Annotated in this window: 20 protein-coding genes; 8 read left to right on the top strand and 12 right to left on the bottom strand. The window is 63.3% G+C overall.

Going from position 1 to position 23,961, the window contains the following annotated elements; translation table 11 throughout:
* The first annotated feature begins 173 nt into the window (after nt 1-173).
* Nucleotides 174-1,424: an NAD(P)/FAD-dependent oxidoreductase gene (locus LGH83_RS19700; protein ID WP_227400084.1), complete on the top strand. Its 1,251-nt coding sequence runs from the start codon at nt 174-176 to the stop codon at nt 1,422-1,424.
* Here the strand turns inward: LGH83_RS19700 and LGH83_RS19695 are convergent.
* Entirely contained in the window at nt 1,421-2,446 is a 1,026-nt protein-coding gene (locus tag LGH83_RS19695) for a P1 family peptidase (RefSeq protein WP_227400083.1), read from the bottom strand. The genes LGH83_RS19700 and LGH83_RS19695 overlap by 4 nt on opposite strands.
* A 132-nt stretch (nt 2,447-2,578) precedes the next feature.
* Here LGH83_RS19695 and LGH83_RS19690 point away from each other — a divergent pair, with 132 nt between their 5' ends.
* Complete coding sequence (locus LGH83_RS19690; RefSeq protein WP_227400082.1) at nt 2,579-3,313, top strand: cytochrome c biogenesis CcdA family protein; 735 nt, start codon at nt 2,579-2,581, stop codon at nt 3,311-3,313.
* 76 nt (nt 3,314-3,389) lie between these two features.
* Here the strand turns inward: LGH83_RS19690 and LGH83_RS19685 are convergent, their stop codons facing one another.
* From LGH83_RS19685 to LGH83_RS19660, 6 genes are all read right to left on the bottom strand, one after another.
* Nucleotides 3,390-4,508, bottom strand: a complete 1,119-nt coding sequence (locus tag LGH83_RS19685; protein ID WP_131115395.1) for a branched-chain amino acid ABC transporter substrate-binding protein — start codon at nt 4,506-4,508, stop codon at nt 3,390-3,392.
* Nucleotides 4,509-4,650: 142 nt separating this feature from the next.
* Complete coding sequence (locus LGH83_RS19680) at nt 4,651-5,007, bottom strand: DUF6867 family protein (RefSeq protein WP_227400081.1); 357 nt, start codon at nt 5,005-5,007, stop codon at nt 4,651-4,653.
* Nucleotides 5,007-5,720, bottom strand: a complete 714-nt coding sequence (locus tag LGH83_RS19675) for an ABC transporter ATP-binding protein (protein ID WP_227401938.1) — start codon at nt 5,718-5,720, stop codon at nt 5,007-5,009. The genes LGH83_RS19680 and LGH83_RS19675 overlap by 1 nt, the downstream gene beginning before the upstream one ends.
* Before the next feature lie 89 nt (nt 5,721-5,809).
* Nucleotides 5,810-6,730 (bottom strand): ABC transporter ATP-binding protein, encoded by a 921-nt coding sequence (locus LGH83_RS19670; RefSeq protein WP_227400080.1) that lies wholly within the window; start codon nt 6,728-6,730, stop codon nt 5,810-5,812.
* Nucleotides 6,730-8,142 (bottom strand): high-affinity branched-chain amino acid ABC transporter permease LivM, encoded by a 1,413-nt coding sequence (livM, locus tag LGH83_RS19665; protein WP_413771073.1) that lies wholly within the window; start codon nt 8,140-8,142, stop codon nt 6,730-6,732. The genes LGH83_RS19670 and livM overlap by 1 nt, the downstream gene beginning before the upstream one ends.
* A 4-nt stretch (nt 8,143-8,146) precedes the next feature.
* Complete coding sequence (locus LGH83_RS19660) at nt 8,147-9,064, bottom strand: branched-chain amino acid ABC transporter permease (RefSeq protein ID WP_131119673.1); 918 nt, start codon at nt 9,062-9,064, stop codon at nt 8,147-8,149.
* A gap of 232 nt (nt 9,065-9,296) precedes the next feature.
* On the opposite strand from LGH83_RS19660, the gene purB reads away from it, so the two are divergent.
* The gene (gene purB, locus LGH83_RS19655; RefSeq protein ID WP_131115390.1) at nt 9,297-10,604 is read left to right on the top strand and encodes an adenylosuccinate lyase; all 1,308 of its coding nucleotides are present in this window, start codon (nt 9,297-9,299) and stop codon (nt 10,602-10,604) included.
* Between the two features lie 58 nt (nt 10,605-10,662).
* Here purB and LGH83_RS19650 read toward each other — a convergent pair whose 3' ends face one another.
* Nucleotides 10,663-11,658, bottom strand: coding sequence for an NADP-dependent oxidoreductase (locus tag LGH83_RS19650; RefSeq protein ID WP_227400079.1), 996 nt, complete (start codon nt 11,656-11,658; stop codon nt 10,663-10,665).
* A 129-nt stretch (nt 11,659-11,787) separates the two neighbouring features.
* On the opposite strand from LGH83_RS19650, the gene LGH83_RS19645 reads away from it, so the two are divergent.
* Together LGH83_RS19645 and LGH83_RS19640 are read left to right on the top strand one after the other, a co-directional pair.
* Nucleotides 11,788-13,722: a potassium transporter Kup gene (locus tag LGH83_RS19645; protein WP_227400078.1), complete on the top strand. Its 1,935-nt coding sequence runs from the start codon at nt 11,788-11,790 to the stop codon at nt 13,720-13,722.
* A gap of 20 nt (nt 13,723-13,742) precedes the next feature.
* A complete protein-coding gene (locus LGH83_RS19640) occupies nt 13,743-14,261 on the top strand; it encodes an AAA family ATPase (protein WP_227401936.1) in 519 nt (172 codons plus the stop codon).
* A gap of 3 nt (nt 14,262-14,264) precedes the next feature.
* Here the strand turns inward: LGH83_RS19640 and LGH83_RS19635 are convergent, their stop codons facing one another.
* Nucleotides 14,265-14,669, bottom strand: a complete 405-nt coding sequence (locus LGH83_RS19635; RefSeq protein WP_227400077.1) for a Fur family transcriptional regulator — start codon at nt 14,667-14,669, stop codon at nt 14,265-14,267.
* 157 nt (nt 14,670-14,826) lie between these two features.
* Here LGH83_RS19635 and LGH83_RS19630 point away from each other — a divergent pair, with 157 nt between their 5' ends.
* Nucleotides 14,827-16,419 carry a catalase gene (locus LGH83_RS19630; protein WP_227400076.1) on the top strand — a complete coding sequence of 531 codons (1,593 nt, stop codon included), beginning with the start codon at nt 14,827-14,829 and terminating at the stop codon, nt 16,417-16,419.
* Between the two features lie 58 nt (nt 16,420-16,477).
* On the opposite strand, the gene LGH83_RS19625 is transcribed toward LGH83_RS19630, so the two are convergent.
* Nucleotides 16,478-17,719 carry a TCR/Tet family MFS transporter gene (locus LGH83_RS19625; protein WP_227400075.1) on the bottom strand — a complete coding sequence of 414 codons (1,242 nt, stop codon included), beginning with the start codon at nt 17,717-17,719 and terminating at the stop codon, nt 16,478-16,480.
* Between the two features lie 128 nt (nt 17,720-17,847).
* Between LGH83_RS19625 and LGH83_RS19620 the strand changes: the two genes are divergently transcribed.
* A complete protein-coding gene (locus LGH83_RS19620; RefSeq protein WP_227400074.1) occupies nt 17,848-19,569 on the top strand; it encodes a phospholipase D-like domain-containing protein in 1,722 nt (573 codons plus the stop codon).
* 21 nt (nt 19,570-19,590) lie between these two features.
* Here the strand turns inward: LGH83_RS19620 and gshB are convergent, their stop codons facing one another.
* Entirely contained in the window at nt 19,591-20,550 is a 960-nt protein-coding gene (gshB, locus tag LGH83_RS19615; RefSeq protein ID WP_227400073.1) for a glutathione synthase, read from the bottom strand.
* Between the two features lie 96 nt (nt 20,551-20,646).
* Nucleotides 20,647-22,065: a sugar porter family MFS transporter gene (locus LGH83_RS19610; RefSeq protein ID WP_227400072.1), complete on the bottom strand. Its 1,419-nt coding sequence runs from the start codon at nt 22,063-22,065 to the stop codon at nt 20,647-20,649.
* 253 nt (nt 22,066-22,318) lie between these two features.
* Between LGH83_RS19610 and ffh the strand changes: the two genes are divergently transcribed.
* Nucleotides 22,319-23,890 carry a signal recognition particle protein gene (ffh, locus tag LGH83_RS19605; RefSeq protein ID WP_227400071.1) on the top strand — a complete coding sequence of 524 codons (1,572 nt, stop codon included), beginning with the start codon at nt 22,319-22,321 and terminating at the stop codon, nt 23,888-23,890.
* The last annotated feature ends 71 nt before the right edge of the window (nt 23,891-23,961 follow it).

The raw sequence follows: 23,961 nt of genomic DNA, 5'->3' as shown, positions 1-23,961 counted from the left end.
GCTGGTCCTCCATCGGCAATCGATACAAGCGCCGCAGATCTCGCGTTCCTTGGCTTGAACGTTGCAGCGAGCACCGCCGCCGTGCAAGCCGCTTCCCGGACGCGATGCGGGATTTTACATTGCCACGACGATCGGCGCATTGCACACACGACTGAATTCGAAGAGGCAGGCTCATGAGTTTGAAGGCGGATGTTGCGGTTTTAGGTGCGGGCATCGTCGGCGTGTCGGCCGCCCTCCACCTGCAGAAGCGCGGTCGCGACGTCGTCATGATCGATCGACGCGGCGGGGCCGGCGAGGAAACGAGCTACGGCAACGCCGGCTTGATCGAACGCTCCTCGCTCTTTCCTTATAGTTTCCCGCGCGAATGGGGAACGCTGGTGCGCTATGCCCAAAACCGCTCGACGGATGCACATTATCATGCCAGCGCGCTGACGGTCGTCGCGCCGTGGCTGGCGCGCTATTATGCCCATTCATCGCCAGAAGGCATTGCTCAGACCTTCACGGCCTCGAAGCCGCTGATCGAGCGCTCGCTGATCGAACATGAAGCCCTGATGGAGGAGGCGGGCGCGACGCATCTTCTTCGGAAGGTGGGCTGGATCAAGGCGTTCCGCACCGAGACAAGCCTGGCGAAAGGCCTGGCCGAGGCCGAGAAGCTGCGCCGTTACGATCTGGCGATCGACACGCTCGATGGTGCGGGCATCGCCGAGCGCGAACCCCATATCGGCTCCGGTTTGATCGGCGGCCTTCACTTCAAGGACCCGGGTGCCGTCTCTGACCCGGGCGCTCTGGTTCGCGCCTATGCGACCCTTTTCATGACCCAAGGTGGGCGGTTTTTGCAGGGCGACGCCAAGACGCTGTCGCAGAACGGATCTGGTTGGCAGATCGCGACCGAGGATGGACTCGTGATGGCCCGTGAGGTCGTCGTGGCGCTGGGTCCCTGGGCCGACGATATCTTCCGCCCGCTCGGCTATGACATCCCGCTCGGCATCAAGCGCGGGTATCACCTCCATTTCCGCCCCAAGGGCAATGCGGTGTTGAACCGCCCGATGCTCGATGTCGATGGCGGCTTTCTGCTCGCCCCGATGTCGCATGGGATTCGGTTGACGACGGGAGCCGAATTCGCTCGCCGCGACACGCCGCAAACGCCGGTGCAGATCGCCCGCGCGGAGCCCAAGGCGCGCGCTCTGTTCCCCCTGGCCGAAGCCATCGAGGCAAAGCCCTGGATGGGCGCACGCCCCTGCCTGCCCGATATGCTCCCGGTCATCGGCGAAGCGCCCCGCCATCCCGGTCTCTGGTTCGACTTCGGGCATCAGCATCACGGACTGACGCTCGGCCCTGTGACCGGCCGCCTTTTGGCCGAACTCATCACGGGCGAGACCCCCTTCACCGATCCCCGGCCCTACCAGCTGGAGCGCTTCGTCTAACCCTCATCCAGCGGGCGTGGCGGAACGACGGAACCGAAGCGGTCGCGCCAACTTGGCAGTGCGCCCGCGAAGGGCAGTACTGTCGCCTCGAATAATCCACGCGCAATCGCGCGGGCGACGCAATCGGCCGCGAGCGTGCCGAGTTCGGTCAGGTTGCGTTCAGTCGCGTCCTTGGCGATGCGGCCCGTCGCGGCAGCGAAGACGATATCGCCATCGAGCGCCGCATGGGTCGGGCGCAGCGCGTGAGCAAAGCCGTCATGGGCCATGACGGCGAGCCGTTTGGCCTGCGCTTTGGTCAGTGCGGCATTGGTGACGATGATCGCCAGCGTGGTGTTCTCCGGCGCGTCGCCTTTGGTACGAACCGCGAGAGCGTCGTCCGGAAACGCAAGCGGCCAACCAAGAGCGCCGAATTCATCGCCGCGCTCGAAAGGGGCTGCCCACCAATGCGGGCCGGAGCCGACGGTCGCCTGCCCGAGAGCGTTGACCACCACGAGAGCCGCAACCGTGAAACCGGCTTGAGTAAGGGCGCTGGCCGAGCCGAGCCCACCCTTGAGATTGGCCGTCGTGGCCCCGAGCCCCGCGCCGACGCTGCCGAGCGTGAATGCTCCGCCGGCTGCCGCCGCGGCAGCGCGATAGCCGAGATCCCAATAGGGAGGCATGCGGTCCCAGTTTTTGTCGCCGCTGTTGTGGAGATCGAAGAGGATGGCGCCGGGCACGATCGGAACGCGCGTGCGACCGACGAGAAATCCGCACCCCTGCTGCCGCAGCCACGCCATCACGCCGCCTGCCGCATCGAGCCCGAAGGCCGACCCGCCCGATAGGACGAGACCATTCACGCCCGGCACCGTCATTTCGGGGTCGAGCAGCGCCGTATCCCGGGTGCCCGGCGCGCCGCCATGGATCGCGAGAGAGGCCACAGCGGGGTCGTCGAACAGAACCGCCGTCACGCCGGATGCGAGAGCGGCGTCCTGGGCGTGTCCCACCCGAACGCCAGGGATATCGGTCAAGAGATTATGCGTCATGCGGCCCATCTCCAAACATGAGGTTGCTTGCCACGAGCGACGTCAGTTGCAGCATCTTCGCCGAAAGGGCGACCAGCCGTTGTCGCGTCGTTCTGCTTTCCTTGCGTCGGAGCTTGGTTTAGCAACGGCTGCATGTCGACCGATGTCACGCTCCCGGCTGCCGTAGTGGCCGGCCTCGTCTCGTTTCTCAGCCCCTGCGTGTTGCCGCTGGTGCCGCCCTATCTCTGTTATCTGGCGGGCGCCACATTGGACGAATTGAGCGTGGCGACGACACGGCAGACGCGGCGAGACGCCGTGCTGGCCAGCCTCTTATTCGTCGCCGGCTTCACCACGGTCTTCGTCGCGCTCGGGGCCACGGCCTCGGCGCTCGGCACGGTGTTTCGACAATTCTCGACCGTGCTGTCGGTCGCATCCGGCCTCGTCATCATCGTCATGGGCCTGCATTTCATCGGCCTGTTCCGGATCGGCTTCCTCTATCGGGAGGCGCGTCTCGAGATGCGGCAACGCCCGGCCGGCTTATGGAGCGCCTATCTGATGGGCTTTGCCTTCGCGTTCGGCTGGACACCATGCATCGGGCCGATCCTGGCCGCGATCCTCACGCTCGCAGGGTCCGAGGCGACGGTCTTGCGCGGTGCGGGGCTGCTGCTGCTGTACTCGGCCGGGCTCGGCATTCCGTTCATTGCTACGGCCTTCGCGATCGGGACGTTCCTAAGCTTTCTCAAGCGGTTCCGCGCTTATTTTGCGACCGTGGAGAAGGTTGCGGGCGGCCTTCTGGTGCTGACCGGATTGACCTTCCTGACTGGCGGCATGCAGACGTTCTCGTTCCGGCTGATCGAGACGTTCCCCGGCCTCGCGCAGCTTGGCTGACAAAACAAAACCCGCCTTTGCATGACAAAGGCGGGTTCGATAGATCATCGGAAAAACGGCGACTAAGCCGTTGTTATCAATCGTTTTCGAAATACGTGACCTTGCCGTCCGGGCCCTTCTTCCACGTGTACATCACGTAGCCGGCCTTGGTCAGATCGCCCTTCTTGTCGAAAGCGAGCGGCCCGATGACGGTCGGGAACGACGCTCCCGAATGCATCTCGTCCGCAACCTTCTTCGGATCGACCGACTTGGCCTTTTCGGCAGCTTCGGCCATCACCTGCATGGCGGCGTAGCTGTAAAGCGTGTAGGCCTGCGGATCGAAGTTCTTGGCTGTGAATTCCTTCACGACTTCGGCAGCCGCCGGGTTGTGGCGCGGGTCGGGACCGAAGGTCATCAGCGTGCCAACGACACCCGGGCCGCCGATCGACGCGAATTCGTTATCGGTGATGCCGTCGCCCGACATCATCACGGCATTGACGCCCTGATCGGTCATCTGACGGCGGATCAAGCCGCCTTCCGGATGCAGACCGCCCCAATAGACGAGTGCCGCGCCGGATGCCTTGAGCTTCGACACGACGGCCGAATAGTCCTTCTCGCCCGTGTTGACGCCTTCGTAGAGGACCGGCTTCACGCCATCCTTGGCAAGATCGTCCTTCGTGGCATCCGCAAGACCTTTGCCGTAGGTGGTCTTGTCGTGAAGGATCGCGATCTTCTTGCCCTTGAAGTGTTCTTCGATGTATTTCGCCGCGACCGCGCCCTGCTGGTCGTCACGACCGCAGGTCCGGAACACGTCCCACTTGCCCTTTTCGGTCAGCTGCGGATTGGTGGCGGCCGGGGTGACCATCAGGATGTTGTTGTCGACATAGACGTCCGACGCCGGAATGGTGACGCCCGAGTTGAAGTGGCCGACCACCCAGGTCACGCCGTCGCCGACGAACTTGTTGGCGACCGAAACGCCCTGCTTGGGATCGGAAACGTCGTCACCGGTTTCGAGAACCAGCTTTTGGCCGAGAACGCCGCCCTTGGCATTGATATCCGCCACCGCCTGCTCGGCACCCTTCTGCAGCTGTGCGCCGAATGCTGCGTTCGGGCCAGTGAGCGGGCCGGCAACGCCGACCTTGATGTCGGCATGCGCGGCGCCCGTGAAGGCAAGACCCGCTGCGAGCACGCAGCTCGACAACCAAAACTTCTTCATGACCACTCCCAATCGTAAGAAAAATCGGCGAACCGTGGACCGGTCCGCTGCTGCAGAAATCCGCTCCCGCGGCAGAGTGCTGAACACAATGGACGTTGTCACGTTAAAACGGCACAACCGTCGATCGCGTCCCGCAAGGAGGTCAGGCGCCCTTCTGCGTCCAGCCGAGAGGGCCGGATTTGGCGTAAATCCATGAATATTGCGTCGTCATCTGCGACACCCGCTTGGATCGATAGCCATAGCCGGCCGCGAGCAACAGGATCACGAGAGCCAACACATAAGCCGGCACCGACAGGAGGTCGGCACCGAACAAAGCGTAATGCAGAAACCGCACCACAGCCGCGAGCACGACCATGTAGAACGGCACGATCGTAAACGCTTTCCAGCCGGCCGCGATGGCCCGTCCACTGGCGATCGCTCCAGCTCCGCCCAGCAGGATCGTGACGAACAGAAACTGCAACAGGCCGTTCGGCGTGTCGTCGTAGAGCAAGCCTGCCATCAATGATGTCCACCCTCGAGATATGCGGCCCGCACTTCGGGCCGGGACAGAAGTTCGCGTCCAGTCCCCGACATCGTGATGACGCCGTTGACCATCACATATCCACGATCGGCCAATTTGAGCGCGTGAAAGGCATTCTGCTCGACCAGAAACACCGTCAGGCCCTCGGTCTTGTTCAGATGCTGGATCGCGTCGAAAATCAGCTTCACGATCAAGGGGGCCAGCCCGAGCGAGGGTTCGTCGAGCAGGAGCAGACGGGGTCGGCTCATCAGGGCGCGGGCGATCGCCAGCATCTGCTGCTCGCCGCCCGACAACGTCCCGCCGCGCTGGCTCGAACGTTCCTTCAACCGGGGAAACATGGTGAAGACGCGTTCGAGATCCTGATCGAAATAGGCGAACTTGTTGATCGAGGCGCCCATCTGGAGGTTTTCATAGACGCTCATCCGGGCGAAGATGCGCCGTCCCTCGGGCGATTGCGCGATCGACAGACGGGCGATCTCATGCGTCGGCATGCGGGTGATATCCCGCCCATCGAACGTGATGGTGCCTTCGCGCGCCCGCGGATTGCCGAAAATCGTCATCATGAGGGTCGATTTTCCGGCCCCGTTGGCGCCGATCAGCGTCACGATCTCACCCTGATTGACGTCGAGATCGACGCCCTTCAGGGCGATGATCTTCCCGTAATAGGTCTTCACGCCACGGATCGTCAGCATCGGCGCGGGGGCCGGCTCAGCCAGAGGCGCCGGCACGGGACGCGGCGTCGTCGCCAGAGCCCCGTCGAGCGGCATGTCGTTCAGGCTCGTCATGCGCCGACCTCCGCCTCGATCTCGGCTTCCACCTGCGCCACCTCTTCATCCTCGACGCCGAGATAGGCCGCGATCACGCGCGGGTCCTGCTGTACTTCTGTCGGCGTGCCGTCGGCGATCTTGGTGCCGTAATCGAGCACGATCACGTGGTCGGAGATTTCCATCACGACCGACATGTCGTGTTCGATGAGAAGCACCGAGGTCGCGTGGTCCTTGCGGATGAGGCGCAGCAATGCGTTGAGTTCACCCGACTCGCGCGGGTTGAGGCCGGCGGCCGGTTCGTCGAGGCATAGCAGCACCGGATCGGTGCACATGGCCCGCACGATTTCGAGCCGACGCTGATCGCCATAAGGCAGATCGCCGGCCGGATCGTCGGCACGACCGATCAAGCCGATGCGGTCGAGCCAATCCTTGGCTTTCTCGACCGCAGCCGTCTCCTGCGCTTTGTAGCCGCCGATGCCGAGCACGCCGCCGAACGTGAAGCCGGATGCGATCATCAAGCGGTTGTGCTGCGCGACCATCAAATTCTCGAGCACCGTCATGCCGGTGAAAAGGCGGATGTTCTGGAAGGTGCGCGCGACCCGCGCCCGCCAGGAAATTTCGTGATCGGGCATGCGCTCGAGCAGATAGATGTCACCCGTCGACGATCCGCGGTTCTTGGCGCCCGACGCCGTGAGGGCGGCGACATCGGCCGACGCCGCGATACCCTGCCGGGCCAGCGCGAGGCGCCCTTCCGTCGGCTTGTAGAAACCCGTCACGCAATTGAACACCGTCGTCTTGCCGGCGCCATTCGGGCCGATCAGCGCCGTGATGTCGCCACGCCCAACCGTGAACGACAGGTTGTTGACGGCGACGAGACCGCCGAAACGCATCGTCAGATGTTCGACGACCAGGAGGGGGTCGGTCTGCCAGCGCATCAACCGTGTCCCTCCTTCACCAGTGATCCCGAAATAGCTCTGCGCTCCTTGAGGAAGATGGATGGCTCACGCGTCGCGATGATGCCGCGCGGTTTCCAGATCATCATGACGACCATGCCGAAGCCGAAGATCAGCATGCGATATTGAGTCGGATCGAAGTTGGGGCCGAAAATCGCTTTCAGAAAGTCGAGTTCACGCAGGATTTCGGTGCCGCCGATCATGACGACGGCCGCAATCGCGACCCCGATCTGCGAGCCCATGCCGCCCAGCACCACGATAGCCAGGATGGTGGCGGATTCGATGAACGTGAAGCTTTCCGGACTCACGAAGCCCTGACGCACCGCGAAGAACGACCCCGCGAAGCCGCCGAAGAAGGCTCCGAGCGCGAAAGCCGTCAGCTTGGTATTGACCGTGTTGATGCCGAGGGACCGACACGCGATCTCGTCCTCGCGCAAGGCTTCCCATGCACGACCGACCGGCAGGCGTCGGAGCCGCAGGGTGACGAAGTTGGTCAACAGCGCGAGGCAGAGGATGAGATAGAACAGAAAGATGGTGCGATGAATCGGCGTGAAGGTCAGGCCGAAGAGATGCGCAAATCCGTCGTCCCCGGCCGTGAACGGAATGCCGAAGAACGTGACCTTCGGGATCGATGAAATCCCGGCATAGCCATTCGTCAGATCGGTCCAGTTGATCAGCACGATGCGGATGATCTCTCCGAACGCGAGCGTCACGATGGCCAGGTAGTCGCCGCGCAGACGAAGCACCGGGAAGCCAAGAATGATCCCCCAGAAAGCCGCCAGGATGCCGGCCAGCGGCAGGCAGAGCCAGAACGACAGGCCGAACGTGGTGGAGAGGAGCGCATAGGAATAGGCACCGACCGCGTAGAACGCGACATAGCCGAGATCGAGCAGGCCGGCGAGGCCGACGACAATGTTCAGCCCCCATCCGAGCATCACGTAGATCAGGATTTGAATGCCGTAATTGTTGATCCACTTCAACGACCCGCTGGAGCCGAGCGAGCCGAGCATCACGAGCGGGAAGGCGAAGAGTGCCGCGACGACGAAGAGGCTCAGATAGGTCTTGGCAAACACCTCGGCGCGCGACGGCTTTCGCAATTCCTGCGGCCGTGCCGCGGTGGCGACGCGGCTTGAAGAATGCCGGTAGACGATCCCGATCATCCGGGCCGCGAAGACGGCGATGCAAGCGCCGATGGCCCATGACCAGCGCGGCTCGACCACCAGCGCGTTGGACATGTCCTCATGCGTGCTGAACATCAGGATCGGGATCGATAGGCCGAGGGTGACGAGAGCGGCGAAACCCGCATCCTTGATCGCGGCGAGGACGTCGAACGCAGGGGCTACGGGTGCCTGCGCCAAAGCGGCGCCGCCCGATTTGGTCATATCCATCGTCATCGGATCAGACCTTCTCGATCTCAGGCCGGCCGAGCAGGCCGGAGGGCATGAAGATCAAGGTGATGGCAAGGATCGAGAAGGCCGCGACATCCTTGTAGTCGGACGAGAAATAGGCCGACCAGAACACTTCGATCAAGCCGATCAGCAGTCCGCCCAGCACGGCCCCCGGCAAGGATCCGATGCCGCCCAGAACCGCGGCCGTGAAAGCCTTGACGCCTGGAATGAACCCATCAGCAAAATTGACCACGCCGTAATAGCTCAGGAACAGCACGCCTGCGACGGCCGCGAGGGCAGCGCCGATCACGAAGGTCAACGAAATGGTGCGGTCGACGTCGATGCCGAGAAGGGCCGCCATCCTCCGATCCTGCTCGCAGGCCCGCTGTGCGCGGCCGAGCGATGTGTGTTGCACGAGGTACCAGAACCCGGCCAAGAGCACGACCGTTACGCCGACGATCATGATCTGCTTATACGACAGCGTCACGTTGTAATCGCCACCGCTGGTGACATGGATCACGGTGTCGAAGAGCGACGGGATCGTCTTGTTGCGCGGACCCTGCACGACCTGCACGAAATTCGACAGGAAGATCGACATGCCGATGGCCGAAATCAGCGGCGCGAGGCGGAACGAGCCGCGCAGCGGGCGATAGGCCACCCGTTCGATCGTCCAGCTCCAGAGGGCCGTGATGACCATCGAGCCGACCAGGACGACGATGAAGGCCAAGGCGAGATTGGTGATCCCCAGCAATTGGGTCAGGATCAGAAAGATGATCAACGCGACGAAGGCCGACAGCATGAAGACATCGCCATGGGCAAAATTGACCATGCCGATGATGCCGAACACCATCGTGTAGCCGATGGCGATGAGCCCGTAGATCGAGCCAAGCGTGATGCCGTTGATCAATTGCTGGAGGAAAATCTCCATACGCGACCCTACCCTTACCCTGACCGGCTCCGGTCAATTCATCACCAATCCGACTGTGATCGATCACAGTCGTTGATAAAGGCTAGCAAGGCACATGCCGCCTCGCAATCCAGATTCGTCTTAAAATTGTCTAATTTCAACGACCGTGTCGGTTCGTCCCATCTTCGCCGATTTGCGAGCCGGCGTTCCCGTATGGTACGCGCCAGGATCGTCTTCTTTCCGGTGAGTTCCCATGATCCCGCGCTATTCCCGTCCCGCCATGGTGACCATCTGGGAGCCGCAGACCCGCTTCCGCATCTGGTTCGAGATCGAGGCGCATGCCTGTGACGCACTGGCGGATCTTGGGGTCATTCCGAAAGACGCCGCCAAGGCGATCTGGGAGAAGGCCGGCCATGTGACGTTCGACGTCGCCCGCATCGACGAGATCGAGCGCGAGACCAAGCATGACGTGATCGCGTTCCTGACCCATCTTGCCGAATTTCTAGGCCCGGAAAGCCGCTTCGTGCATCAGGGCATGACCTCGTCGGACGTGCTCGACACGTGCCTCGCGGTCCAACTCGCCCGCGCCAGCGACCTTTTGATCGCCGATGTCGACGCGCTGCTGACCGCACTCCGCAAGCGCGCGTTCGAGCATAAGATGACACCGACGATCGGCCGCTCGCACGGCATCCATGCCGAGCCGGTCACCTTCGGGCTGAAGCTCGCCCTCGCCTATGCTGAATTTGCCCGCTGCCGCGCTCGGCTGGTTGCGGCGCGCGCCGAAATCGCCACCTGCGCGATGTCGGGCGCGGTCGGCACCTTCGCCAACATCGACCCCGCCGTCGAAGTCCATGTCGCCAAAGCCATGGGTCTGACGCCGGAGCCCGTGTCGACGCAGGTCATCCCGCGCGATCGGCATGCCATGTTCTTCGCGACGCTCGGGGTCGTGGCCTCCTGCATCGAGCGGCTCGCGACCGAGATCCGGCACTTGCAGCGGACCGAGGTGCTGGAGGCGGAGGAGTATTTTTCGCCCGGCCAGAAGGGTTCGTCGGCAATGCCGCACAAACGCAATCCGGTACTGACCGAGAATCTCACGGGTCTCGCGCGGCTGGTGCGCGGCATGGTCACGCCAGCGCTCGAAAATGTGGCGCTCTGGCATGAACGCGACATTTCGCATTCATCGGTTGAGCGCGCGATCGGACCGGACGCGACCATCACGCTCGATTTCGCTTTGGCACGGCTGACCAACGTGATCGACAATCTCGTGATCTATCCGGAAAACATGCAGAAAAACCTGGACCGCCTGGGTGGTCTCGTCCATTCGCAGCGCGTGCTGCTGGCGCTGACGCAGGCGGGGGTGTCACGCGAAGACGCCTATCGGCTGGTCCAGCGCAACGCCATGCCGGTGTGGCGCGGCGAAGGCGACTTTCTGACCCTGCTGAAGAACGATCCCGATGTCGCCAAGGCCCTGACGTCCGAGGTGATCGAGAGCCTCTTCGACCTCGGCTATCATACCAAACATGTCGATACGATCTTCGACCGGGTCTTCGGGCCGGCCTGATCGGGCCGTCACGACGCCGGCTCATCAATGGACGGGGCGTTGCGCCCCGTCCCGTCGCCTACACAAGCTTGACGAGTTGCTTGCCGAGATTTTGTCCGTCGAGCAGGCCGATGAAGGCTGCCGGCGCCGCATCGAGCCCCTCGGCGATCGTCTCACGATAGGTCAGCTTTCCGTTCGCGACGAGGTCGGTCAGCGCCGCGATGGCGTCGGGCCACAGATCGAGATGATCCGACACGATGAACCCCTCCATCTTGAACCGCACACGAAGAAAGATGTGCATGTTCGGCAGGGTCGTCGGCGCGCCCTGGTAGGACGCGATGAGGCCGCAGATGGCGACGCGAGACAAATGATTGAGGTGCTCGATCGCGGTCGTGAAGGGCACGCCGCCGACATTCTCGAACAGGCCGTCGATGCCATGGGGCAGAGCCGCCGCGAGATCGGCCGCAAAGCTGCTCGATTTGTGATCGACGCAAGCATCGTAGCCGAGGGTCTCGACCGCGTAACGGCACTTGTCGGGGCCGCCTGCGATACCGACAGCGCGAGCGCCGGCCGCCTTCGCCAACTGGCCGACGACTGAGCCGACGGCTCCCGTCGCCGCAGACACCAGGATTGTTTCACCCGGCTTCGGAGCGATGATTTTGTTCAAGCCGTACCATGCGGTCACGCCCGGCATGCCGGCGACGCCCAGAAAGGCGCTGAGCGGCACGCGACTGTCATCGACCTTGCGAAGCCCGGCGCCGTCATTGATGGCATAAAGCTGCCAGCCGCCCATGCCGACCACCTTGTCGCCAGGTTTGAATGACGAGTGGCGTGACTCGACCACCTCGCCAACCGTCCCGCCCCCCATGGTGACGCCGATCTCCTGCGGCACCGCATAGGATTTCGCCGCGCTCATGCGGCCCCGCATGTAGGGATCGAGCGAGAGAAACAGGTTGCGGATCAAAACCTGCTCCTCACGCAACGCCGCAACAGGGGCCTCGACCATGCGAAAATGCCGGCTCTCGACCTTGCCTTCGGGTCGGCTGTCAAGAACGAGGCTTCTGTTGGTCATCATCGCGCGGGAACTCCTTGTCGCTGCGGTCGTCAGCCGCAGATGGGTCGAGCGATGCGACGGTTCAACTCATGCCATTGCGTGCCTGCCTCCAATCGCGCATGGGTTCGCCGAGCGATGCTGGAGCTGTTTATGTCAACACGTGCCGCAGACGAAAACAGCGCCGCACGGACGACGCCGTCCTCCGGCCCGCATAAGCCCGACGCCGTGCATGGACATCCGACGACGAGCCTGCCGGCCCTTGGTCTCGCGGCGCTCGGCATCGTGTTCGGCGATATCGGCACCAGCCCACTTTACACCTTGAAGACGGTGCTGGACGGCATCGGCGATGCCACGCAGCCCGCGACGATCCTCGGTCTGCTGAGCCTCTTGATCTGGACCTTGGTGATCGTCACGACGCTGAAATACGTCACCATCGCGATGAGCGTCGGCAACGACGGCGAAGGCGGTATTCTCGCGCTGATGTCGCTGATCGGCATGAAGAAACATCGGGCCGCCATCGTGGCGATCGGGCTGTTCGGCGCAGCGCTGATTTATGGCGACGGAGCGATCACGCCCGCCATTTCGGTGCTTTCGGCGATCGAGGGCCTCGATATGGCGACCCCGGCGTTTCATCCCTATATCGTGCCGGGCGCGGTCGCGATCCTACTGGCGCTGTTCATCGCGCAACCGCTCGGCACCGAGCGGATCGGCAAGGCCTTCGGTCCCATCATGGTGGCATGGTTCCTGGCGCTTGCGGCCATGGGGATCAGCGGCATCCTCCATCACCCCGGCGTCTTCGCCGCCCTCAATCCGGTTTATGGAATAGCCTTTCTGGCCTCCAATGGCGTGAAAGGCTTTCTCGTGCTCGGCGGCGTCTTTCTCTGTGTCACGGGCGCCGAAGCCCTCTATGCCGATATGGGTCATTTCGGGCCGAAACCGATCCGCCTCGCCTGGATCGGCGTCGTGTTTCCCAGCCTCGTGCTGAATTATGCCGGACAAGCCGCGATCGTGCTCGACGGCGCCCCGACGGACGGCAACATCTTCTATCGGCTCTGCCCGGGTCCGCTTCTGATCCCGCTGGTCGTGCTGGCGACGCTCGCAACCATCATTGCCAGCCAAGCCATCATCACGGGCGCGTTTTCGATGACCCGCCAAGCGATCCAACTCGGCTGGCTGCCGCGCGTCGCGGTCAAGCAGACATCAGCCGAAGGCTACGGACAAATCTACGTTGGGAGCGTCAACTGGATCCTGATGATCGTGACGATCGGGCTGACGCTCGGCTTCCAGAAATCGGATCATCTCGCGAGCGCCTATGGCATCGCGGTCTCGCTCACGATGCTGATCACGACCGTGCTGCTGTTCATCGCCATGCGCGAAATTCTCAAGTGGAGCGCGGCCGTCGCGGGCCTGGTCGCGGCCTTCTTTCTCATCATCGATCTGGCCTTCGTCGGCGCCAATGCGGTGAAGATCGCTGATGGCGGCTATGTGCCTCTGCTGATCGCAGCCCTCATCTACGGACTGATGTGGATCTGGCATCGCGGTTCTGAAGCGGTGGCAAAGCGGTTCGAGGAAAGCATCATCCGGGTCGAAGATTTCAGCGCCCAGGCACTTGCCAAACAGACCCCGCGTGTTCCCGGCACGGCGGTATTCCTCACGCGGACCACGCGCGATGTGCCGCCCGTGCTGCTCTGGCATATGCAGCATAATCGCGCGCTTCACACGTATCTCTTCGTTCTGACGGTCAGCACCGCCTCGGTGCCGTGGATCGCTGCCGACAAGCATCTCACGGTCGACGAACTCGCGCCGAACTTCTGGCGCGCCGAAGCGGTGTTCGGCTTTATGGAAAATATCGACATCCCTGCCCTGCTGGCGACAGCCGAGTATCATGGTTGTCGGCTCGATCTCGAGGACGTGACCTATTACGTCGGCCACGCCTCGATCGTGCGACGCGAGGACGGTCGAGGCTTGCCGCGGTGGATCGAGGCCATCTACGCCGCGATGGAACGGAACTCGAGCCATGTCGGCGACGTAATGCGCCTGCCGCACGAGAATACCGTGGAGCTCGGCCGGCAGGTCTCGATTTGACGCTGGTGAACAGAAAACCGCTGCTGATCGTGCTAAGCGGGTTGCCGGGTACCGGAAAGACCACGATCGCCCGACTGCTGGCGCGCCGCCTTCGTGCCCCCCATATCCGGATCGACACGATCGAACAGGGGATCCGCAATGCGGGCGAGGCCGTCGGCATCGCCGGCTATCTCGTCGGATATGGCATGGCGGGGGATCATCTCGCGCTCGGGTTCGATGTGGTTGCCGATAGCGTCAATCCGTTGCCGAAAACGCGCGTCGCCTGGCAAGCGGTCGCCCAGCGGAACGGCGCGGCACTGCTGAACGTCGAGATCATCTGTTCCGATCCGGTCGAGCACCGGCGGCGCGTGGAAGGGCGCGTCAGAGACGATACGGGCCTGATCCCCCCGACCTGGGCGGGTGTCTTGATGCATGATTACGAGGCGAGGCTAGATCACCGCCTCGTGCTCGATACCTCGATGTTGTCGCCTGTCGACGCTGTATCGCGGATCATCGACGGGATGGCAGCCGCCTTGGACGGGAGCATCGTCGAGGGCTAGCCCTTACGGCTTCGCGCAGGCTTGGCACAAGCCGTTGAACGTCAGCGCCACATCCGAGATCGTGATGTTATTGGCTTTGTTGAGAGCGACGATGTCGGCCGTCGGAATGTCGTAGTCGACATCCTCGACGCGGCCACATGCGGTGCAGAGAAAATGCGCGTGACCGTGTCGCGAGGGTTCGTAGAGAGCCGAGGCGGTGCCGGGCACCTTCACTTCATGCACGAGGCCCAAGTCGCGCAATCGTTCCAGCGCGCGATAGACCGTGGAATGGCCGAGTCCAGCCTGCCGCCGCCGCGCTTCGGCATAGATGTCCCCGGCCGCAGCATGTTGACCCGGAGGCTGCGCCAGAACCACGTCATAGACGAGCCGATAGTTTTTCGGGAGCTTGGGCGGCGTATCCGGATGCATCTCAAACTCTTGGTTCGACTCATCGGCAAATCTCATCCTTGCCTTGATGATCAAAAGTGAATATGGTTCCCACTTTCACCCAGACGGGTTCGAAGATCAAGCGGAACGGCCGTTCACGGCGTTGCCGCTCCTGCTCCACGATGAAGAGGAACGCCTCATGACTGAGGATAACACTATTCTGACGACCCGTCAGGGTCACCCGGTCCGCGACAATCAGTCTACCCGGACGGTCGGCGAACGCGGCCCCGCCACGCTCGAGAACTATCAGTTCATCGAGAAGATCACGCATTTCGATCGCGAACGCATTCCGGAACGCGTCGTTCATGCGCGCGGCGCTGGCGCACACGGCTATTTTGAAGCCTATGGCAAAATCGGCGACGAGCCGGCCTCCAAATATACCCGCGCCCGCGTGCTGACCGAGACTGGCGTGAGAACGCCGATGGTGGTGCGATTCTCCACCGTGGCTGGTGCGAAAGAGAGCCCCGAGACCGAGCGCGACCCGCGTGGCTTCGCGGTCAAGTTCAAGACTGTCGCCGGCAATTGGGATCTGGTCGGCAACAACCTCAAGGTGTTCTTCATCCGGGACGCCATCAAGTTTCCCGACATGATCCATGCGTTCAAGCCGGATCCGGTGACCAATCGCCAGGAAGCCTGGCGCTTCTTCGACTTTGTGGGAATGCACCCCGAGTCGCTGCATATGGTGACGCACCTCAAATCCCCATGGGGTATCCCGGCCAATTTCCGTGAGATGGAAGGCTCAGGCGTCAACACCTACAAGCTCGTCAACGATGAGGGTGAAGCCGTTCTCTGCAAGTTCCATTGGGAGCCGAAACAGGGCATCCGCAACCTGACCTCCGCGCAGGCCGCCGAGATCCAGGGCAAGGATGTCGGCCATGCCACGCGTGACCTGTATGACAACATCGCTAAGGGCAATTTCCCGGAATGGGAATTCTGCGTCCAGATCATGCCCGATGGCCCGAACGACCATCTCTCCTTCGACCCGCTCGACGACACCAAGCTGTGGCCGGTCGATCAGTTCCCGCTGCTGCCCTGCGGCCGCATGGTGCTGGATCGCGCCCCGTCGAACTTCTTCGCGGAAGTCGAGCAGGTCGCGTTTGGCACGGGGGTGCTGGTCGATGGCATCGACTTCTCGGATGACAAGATGCTCCAGGGGCGGACGTTGTCCTACTCGGATACCCAGCGTTACCGCATCGGCGCGAACTATCTGCAACTGCCGATCAATGCGCCGCGCGAAGGCCTTCGCGCCATGACCAACCAGCGCGACGGCCAGATGACCTATGCGGTCGATGGCGGCCCCAACCCCAACGTCAACTATGAGCCGAGCGTGCTGGGCCAGAGCCTCAGGGAAGCCCCGAAGCCGGCCAAGGACTACCACCAGCCGGTCGAGGGGCGTCTCGGTCGTTACCAGACGAGCCGCACCACGGACGATTACACCCAGGCCGGCGAGCGTTATCGCACGTTCCAGGATTGGGAGCGCGACGACCTCATCAACAACCTCGTCAACGACATGAAGGCCTGCCCGGAGGCGATCCAGCTTCGCATGGTGTGGCACTTCTGGCATTGCGATCCCGATTACGGCACCCGCGTCGCGACGGGCGCCGGCATCGATCTGGAAAAGGCGAAAGCTCTTCCGCCGCTGCCGGGCCGCGCGGCTCCGGGCCAGCGCCTCGAGCACCCGACCTATACGGATGGCACGATCGAGGAGCCGATGCGGACCGCAGCCGAATAAGCGGCCGCAAGACGCGACTTCAACGTCAAAGCCCGGCGGAGCGATCCGTCGGGCTTTTTCACGCCGACGCGCTGCGTCGTGGGGAGGTTCGTAACAACAGCAGGGTCGAGGCGCCGAACAGAACCGCCGCCGCCGCGAAGGGTGCGCCGGGGAACAGAACCGGCGCGCCGGGCGCCGTAAAGGCCGCGAAGATCTGCGTCATCAGCAACGGACCGAGGATCGAGGCAAGGCTTTGCACGCTGGCGACAGCGCCCTGCAATTCGCCCTGCGCCTCGGCCGGCACCTCATGCGACATCAACGCGTTGATGGCCGGCATCGCGAGACCCTGAATGGCCCCGAGGATGATGAGCGCATAGACCATCCAGCCCTCGCTCGCGAGCATGTAACCGATCGCCGATAGGCAAGCCGCCACGACGCCGATCAGCGCCGCGTTCCGCTCCCCGATGCGGCGAATGATGGGAGCCACCAACAGGCCTTGCACCAGGGCCGAAGTGATGCCGACCAAGGCCAGAGAGATGCCGATCTGTGCCTCGCTCCAGCCGTAGCGGGCGATCGCCGAATAGGCCCAGACCGACACATAGACGGCCTGCGCGAGAAAGAAGAGTAGCAGCACAATCGCCCACCGGGTCAGGGCCGGCTGGCGACGCAGGGCCGCGACGGCCCCGAACGGACTGGCGCGCGACCACCGGAACCGCCGTCGCATATCGGGCTGCAGCGATTCCGGCAGAACAAAATAGCCGAAGGCGAAATTCAGCAGAGAGCAGGCGGCGGCCGCCAGAAACGGCACCTTGTGGCCGAACTGGCCGAGAAGGCCCCCGATAGCTGGGCCAAGGATAAAGCCGATCCCAAAGGCGGCGCCGATCAGCCCGAATGCTTTGGCGCGTCCCTCGGGTGGGGTAATATCGGCGATATAGGCATTGGCGGTCGTGTAGGACGCGCCGCAGATCCCGGCAATGATACGACCGACGAACAGCCACCCGACCGATGGCGCAAAAGCCGTGACGATATAGTCGAGCCCGAGGCCGAGGATCGAGGCGAGCAGCACCGGCCGTCGCCCGAACGCATCCGACAGATTGCCGATGGCTGGCCCGCAGAGAAACTGCATGGCCGAATAGGCCACGAACAGCCAACCGCCCACCACCGACGCTTGCGAGATATCACTCCCGGAGATCGCGCGAATCATCTCCGGGAGAACCGGGACCACAATGCCGATGCCGACCATGTCGAGCAGGACGGAGGCGAGGACCACGGAGAGGGCGAGGCGATGGGAGGGGGCGGGCGTTTCGGATGAATGAGACATGCCGGGCCTCAATAGACGTCCGGCCCCGATGACGCCAGTTGGCTCGCGCGATCGGAGCCAGAACCCTGTCATGCAACCGCAAAGCGATGGCGCTAGCCTCTGGCGTGTATCAGCCGGAGGGTGATTGCTTGGACAAGCCGCAGGCGCGCGCCTCGTCGAACAATGATGTCGTCATGATCGTCTGGCATTATCCGAACAAGCTGCCAGATTGTCTCGGCTTTCGGATCGACCGGAAGGATATGGCGCATCCGAAATCCGCCTGGACGGCGCTTCCGGCCTGGGTCGGGTTTCAGGGTCAATCCAACCCGGAATGGAAACCGAACACGACCGCGGTCTGGCCCATTCAGAAATACGAGTGGAAGGACGTGACGGCCAAGCGAGGCGGCACCTATGCCTACCGGATCGTTCCGGTCGGCGGCACGCCGTCGATCGATAAGGCGCTAGACGCTCTGGCCCATGTCACGAGCCTCGAAACCGACCCGGTGACGTTGACGCCCGAGCGCGGCAGCTTCCGCGCCTATTTCAACCGGGGCATCCTATCGACCCAATTCGTCTCGCATGCGGTCAAGCCCGGTCCGTCGGGCGCCCCGGATTTCAAGATCCTGCTCGATCGTATCGACCAGCCGGGCGATCCATTGCGAAACGCCCTCGCAGGCCAGATGATCGAAGGTTTGTTGCTCTTGCTCAATCGCGCCAAGCAGGACGGCGGTGACTGTTACGCGGCCCTCTATGAGTTGACCGACCCGGAGCTCGAACAGGCTCTACTCAAGGCCGAGCGGTTGCATCTCATCCTGTCCAACACAGGGACGGACGACGCGGAAAACGCCCCGGCCCGGCAGGCTCTGCACGACCATGCCGGCATTGACCTGATCGACCGCTTCGTGCCGTCCGGCCACATCGGACACAACAAATTCATGGTCTATGTCGATCCGAAGGGGAAGGCTCAGGCGGTCCTACTCGGCAGCACGAATTGGACCGACACGGCCGTTTGCGCGCAATCCAACAACGCGCTCGTGGTGCAGGATGCGACGATCGCGGAGGCCTATCGCGCCTATTGGCAGAGATTGAAGGCCGACACGCCCGCCAACGGTAAAGCCAAGCAATCCGCTGCCTTGCGCGACGCCGATGCCAAGCCGTCGCTGACCGACAGCCCGATCGACGAGGGCCGCGCGACCCTGTGGTTCTCGCCCAATACGCCGAAGGCGCGCGCGACCCGACGGGGCGCCACAGAGGCCGTTCCGCCCGATCTCGACGAGGTCTTCGGCCTGATGAGGGCCGCCAAACACGCCGTTCTGTTTCTGCTGTTTCAGCCCGGCAAGCCGAGCGTCCTCGATGTCGCGGTCGAGATCGCCAAGGCGAATGACGGTGTGTTCGTGCGGGGCGCCGCCACGGATGCCAAAGCCGTCGAGGCCGCCGACACAATGTTGATCCATCGCCCCGGCGAAAAGCCGGTCGACGTGGTGGCCGCGAGCGCCATCAAAGATCAGTTCGCCTTCTGGCAGCAGGAATTGCTGAAGGCCGGCCCCAACGCCCACGCGATCATCCACGACAAGATCATCGTGATCGATCCCCTTTCGGACGATTGCGTCGTCATCACCGGCAGCCACAATCTCGGCTATCGGGCGTCCTACAATAATGACGAAAACCTGCTGATCGTGAAGGGCCACAAGGCTTTAGCGCAAGCCTATATGGTCCACGTCATGGACATCTACGACCATTACCGGTTCCGCTACGTAATCCAGCAGGCCGGCAAGCAGGCCTTCTCGGGGCTCAGCCCCAACGACACGTGGCAGAACAAGTATTTCGACCCAAACAACGACGCGAGCCGCGACTGGAAGGTCTGGTTCTAGCGGCGCGCCGCTGCGCTCGCGCTAGACCGCCGGCGAAAAGCTCGCGCGCTTCTGCTCGATCGCGTCCCAGATCATCGCGGCGATATCCGGGCCGCCCAAGCGCTTGATGGCGCGCAGCCCCGTCGGCGACGTCACGTTGATCTCGGTGAGGTGGCCGTCGATCACGTCGATGCCGGTGAACAGCAGGCCGCGCCGCTTCAGTTCCGGCCCGATGGTGGCGCAAATCTCCTGTTCGCGCGGCGACAGGTCGGTCGCGGTCGCGGCCCCGCCCCGCACCATGTTGGAACGGATATCGTCCTGCGCCGGCACGCGATTGACCGCGCCGGCCGCGACACCGTCGACGAGGATGATGCGCTTGTCGCCATGCACGATCTCGGGCAGGAACCGCTGCACCACCCAGGGTTCCCGGAACGTCACCGAGAAGAGATCGAACAGCGAGCCGAAATTCGGATCCCGGCGCGAGACCTTGAACACGGCAGCGCCGCCATTGCCGTAAAGCGGCTTCATCACGACATCGCCGTGCTCGGCCCGGAAGGCCTCGATTGCATCGCGGTTGCGGGTGATGAGCGTTGGCGGCATCAACGCGGGATAATCGAGCACGAACAGCTTTTCGGGCGCGTTGCGGACGCCTGCCGGATCGTTGACCACCAGCGTCTTCGGATGCACCCGCTCGAGCAGATGCGTCGACGTGATGTAGGCGAGATCGAAGGGCGGATCCTGCCGCAGCAAGACCACATCGACCGCGTCGAGCGGCGTCACGACACCATCGTCGAGCGTGAAGTGATCGCCCTTCTGGTCGCGAACCGACAAGGGATGCATGACGGCGACGACATCGCTGCCCCGCTGCGACAGGGCATCGGGCGTGTAATAGCGCAGCGTATGACCACGCTGCTGCGCTTCGAGCAACAGGGCGAAGGTGGAATCGCCCGCGATGTTGATGCGGTCGATCGGGTCCATCTGGACGGCGACGGTCAGAGCCATGGTGATCCTCGAAGCAAGCCGGCCAAACCGGCAAGATGACCCGCACAGCACATAAGCGACCGGGTCTCGTCAACTCCCTCCATCAGGCGGAGAGCCTCACCGGCCCACAATCGCCCCGTGCGGGACCGAGGCATCGCCACTCATATCGGCCTCGATCTGTTCAAGGCTGCGGCCCTTGGTTTCGGGCACGAAGCGAAGCGTGAACAACACCGCCAAGACGGTCAGGGCCGCATAGATCAGGAACACGCCGGAGGAGCCCAGCGCCTGCACCAGATTGAGGAAGGTCGCCGTGACGATCAAGTTCAAGATCCATTGCGCCACGGTGGCGATCCCCATGGCCCGCCCGCGCAGACGCAGCGGGAAGATTTCGGAGATCAGCAGCCAGAACACGGGCCCCAGCCCAACCGCGAAGAAGCCGACATAAAGGCACAGAGCCGTAATGGTGAGCCAGCCCACCGATGCGTTGGCACCGAACGCGAACGCGAAGGCCAACAGGCAAAGGCTGGCCGCCATGCCGCAGAGGCTCCAGATCAAGAGCGGCCGACGGCCGAGCCCATCGACGAGCCGCATCGACACCAGGGTGAACAGCACATTGACGAGCCCGACGCCGGCAGTCGCCAGAATGGCGGCCGATGCCGACGAGAGACCGGCGGTCTGAAAGATGGTCGGCGCGAAGTAGATGACGGTGTTGACGCCCGTAATCTGCTGGAAGATCGCAAGGCCGATGCCCACGATCATCGAATTGCGCAAAGCCGGCTTGAGCAACTCGCCCCAGGCGTGGGACTTTCCGTCATCCCGACGAAGATCCTTCCGCAAGCTGGTGAGTTCGCCGGTGAGGTCGACGCCGTTGCCGCGCACGCGGCGCAGCGCCCCTTCGGCATCCTTCATACGGCCATGGCCGGCGAGCCAGCGCGGACTTTCCGGCAGCAGCAGCATGCCGACGAACAGGATGGCACCGGGGACGGCCCCAAGCCCAAGCATCCATCGCCAGCCTTCGTGAACACCGGACAGCCCATAGCCGACAAGGTAGGACACGAAGATACCGACCGTCAGAAACAACTGATTGAGTGAAACGATCACGCCCCGGTTCTTTGCGGGTGCCATTTCCGAGAGATACAGGGGCGTCAGCATGGACGACACGCCGATCGCGACACCGACCACGACACGGCCGATCAACAAAACCGTCAGGGTCGTGGCGGCGGCGGAAATCAACGAGCCCGCGATGAAGATCAGAGCCGTGAAGAGGATCACGGTGCGGCGACCGAAGCGATCCGACAGGCTGCCGGCAAAACCGGCACCGGCCGCAGCCCCAGCCAGCGCAATGGCGGCCACGAGGCCTTGCATGGCAGGGCTGAGTGCGAACAGGTCGCGAATGTAAAGGAGCGCACCGGAGATGACGCCGGTGTCGTAGCCGAACAACAGGCCACCAAGCGCCGCGACGCCGGCGATGAACACGTAATGCATGGATGAAGCCCGCCCGTAGAACGAGAGGCGATCGAGCGCCGCCGCGGCCACGACTGTAGCGTGGTTCGCTTGCGTTTGCGCGCGGCATGAGCCGAAAAGGCGTGCGTGTCCCGCAGTTCCGCCCCCTCTTGGCAGGGGTTGACCGGGGAGCCACCCTCGCCTATCAAAATCTCTGCCCTTCGGGGCAACCACCTCCGTCTTCATCCAGTCCGGGTGAGACGCCCGTCCGGCAGCGCTGAGCGCCCCCGGGCGCGTTTTCCGTTGAGCCTCTGGCTTGGCTGAAGTCGGAAACCCAGGATCAGGCATGTTCGACGGCCTCTCGGAAAAGCTATCTGGCATTTTCGACCAGCTCACCCGCCGCGGTGCGCTGAGCGAGAACGACGTCAATGCAGCGATGCGCGAAGTGCGGCGCGCGCTGCTCGAAGCCGACGTGGCGCTCGATGTCGTCCGCTCCTTCATCGACAAGGTGCGGGCCCAGGCCGTCGGCGCCAACGTGATCAAGTCGGTCACGCCCGGCCAGATGGTCATCAAGATCGTCAACGACGTGCTGATCGAGACGCTCGGCGCCGAAGCCGATCCGATCAACCTCGATGCTGCCTCCCCGGTCGGCATCATGATGGTCGGCCTGCAGGGCGCCGGCAAGACGACGACGGCTGCGAAAATCGCCAAGCGGTTGACCGACCGCCAGAAGCGCAAGGTGCTGATGGCGTCGCTCGACGTGAAGCGCCCAGCCGCGCAGGAGCAGCTCGCGGTGCTAGGTCGTCAGGTCGGGGTCGACACCTTGCCGATCGTTCCAGGCCAGACGCCCGTGCAGATCGCCCGCCGCGCCGAACAGGTTGCGCGGCTGCAAGGCTATGACGTCGTCATTCTCGACACCGCCGGCCGCACCCATATCGACGAAGAACTGATGGCCGAAATGGCCGAGATCAAAGCGATCGCGACGCCGCATGAAATCTTGCTGGTGGCCGACAGCCTGACCGGCCAGGACGCCGTCAATCTCGCACGCTCCTTCAACGAGCGGGTCGAGATCACCGGCATCGTGCTGACCCGCGTCGATGGCGATGGGCGCGGCGGTGCGGCGCTGTCGATGCGGGCCGTGACCGGCAAGCCGATCAAGCTTCTCGGCACCGGCGAAAAGATGGATGCGCTGGAGGATTTTCACCCTTCCCGCATCGCCAACCGCATCCTCGGCATGGGCGATATCGTCTCGCTAGTCGAAAAGGCGGCCGAGTCGATCGACGCCGAAAAAGCGATGCGCGTCGCTGAGAAGATGCGGAAGGGCAAGTTCGATCTGCAGGATTTGAGCGATCAGCTCGCCCAAGTCGAAAAGCTCGGCGGCATGGGCGGCATCATGGGAATGCTGCCCGGCATGGCCAAGATGAAGGACCAGATCGCCCAGGCCAATATCGGCGAGGGCATGATCAAACGGCAGCGCGCCATCATTTCGTCGATGACGCCGGGCGAGCGCCGAAATCCCGATCTTCTGAAGGCCTCGCGCAAGAAGCGCATCGCGACCGGCGCCGGCGCCAAGGTCGAAGAGGTGAACCGCCTGCTTAAGCAGCACCGGCAAATGGCCGACATGATGAAGTCGCTCGGTGCTTCTGGCGGCAAGCGCGGCGCGATGGGCAAGATGGCGTCGATGTTCGGTATGGGCAGCGGCAATCCGATGGCCGGCATGGCCCCGCCAAGCCCCGAGCAGCTCGAAGCTCTGCAAAAGCAGATGGGCGGCTCGATGGGGGGCATGCCCAACATCCCCGCTGCACCGCCCGGTCTCGGGTCCAAACCATCCGGCCTGCCGAGCGGCCTTCCCGGCCTCGGTGCACCCCGCCTGCCGGGTCTCGGCGGCCTCAACCCATTCGGGGGCAAGAAGAAATAGGCGAGCGCCTGTTTCGACCCCACCGATCCCCGGCCATTCGGCCTCTCTGTCTCAAACCACCAACCACAAAG

Origin of the sequence: Lichenihabitans sp. PAMC28606 (assembly GCF_020616535.1) — a bacterium.
Lineage (GTDB): Bacteria > Pseudomonadota > Alphaproteobacteria > Rhizobiales > Beijerinckiaceae > Lichenihabitans > Lichenihabitans psoromatis.
This window is presented reverse-complemented; position numbering and strand designations above follow the sequence as displayed.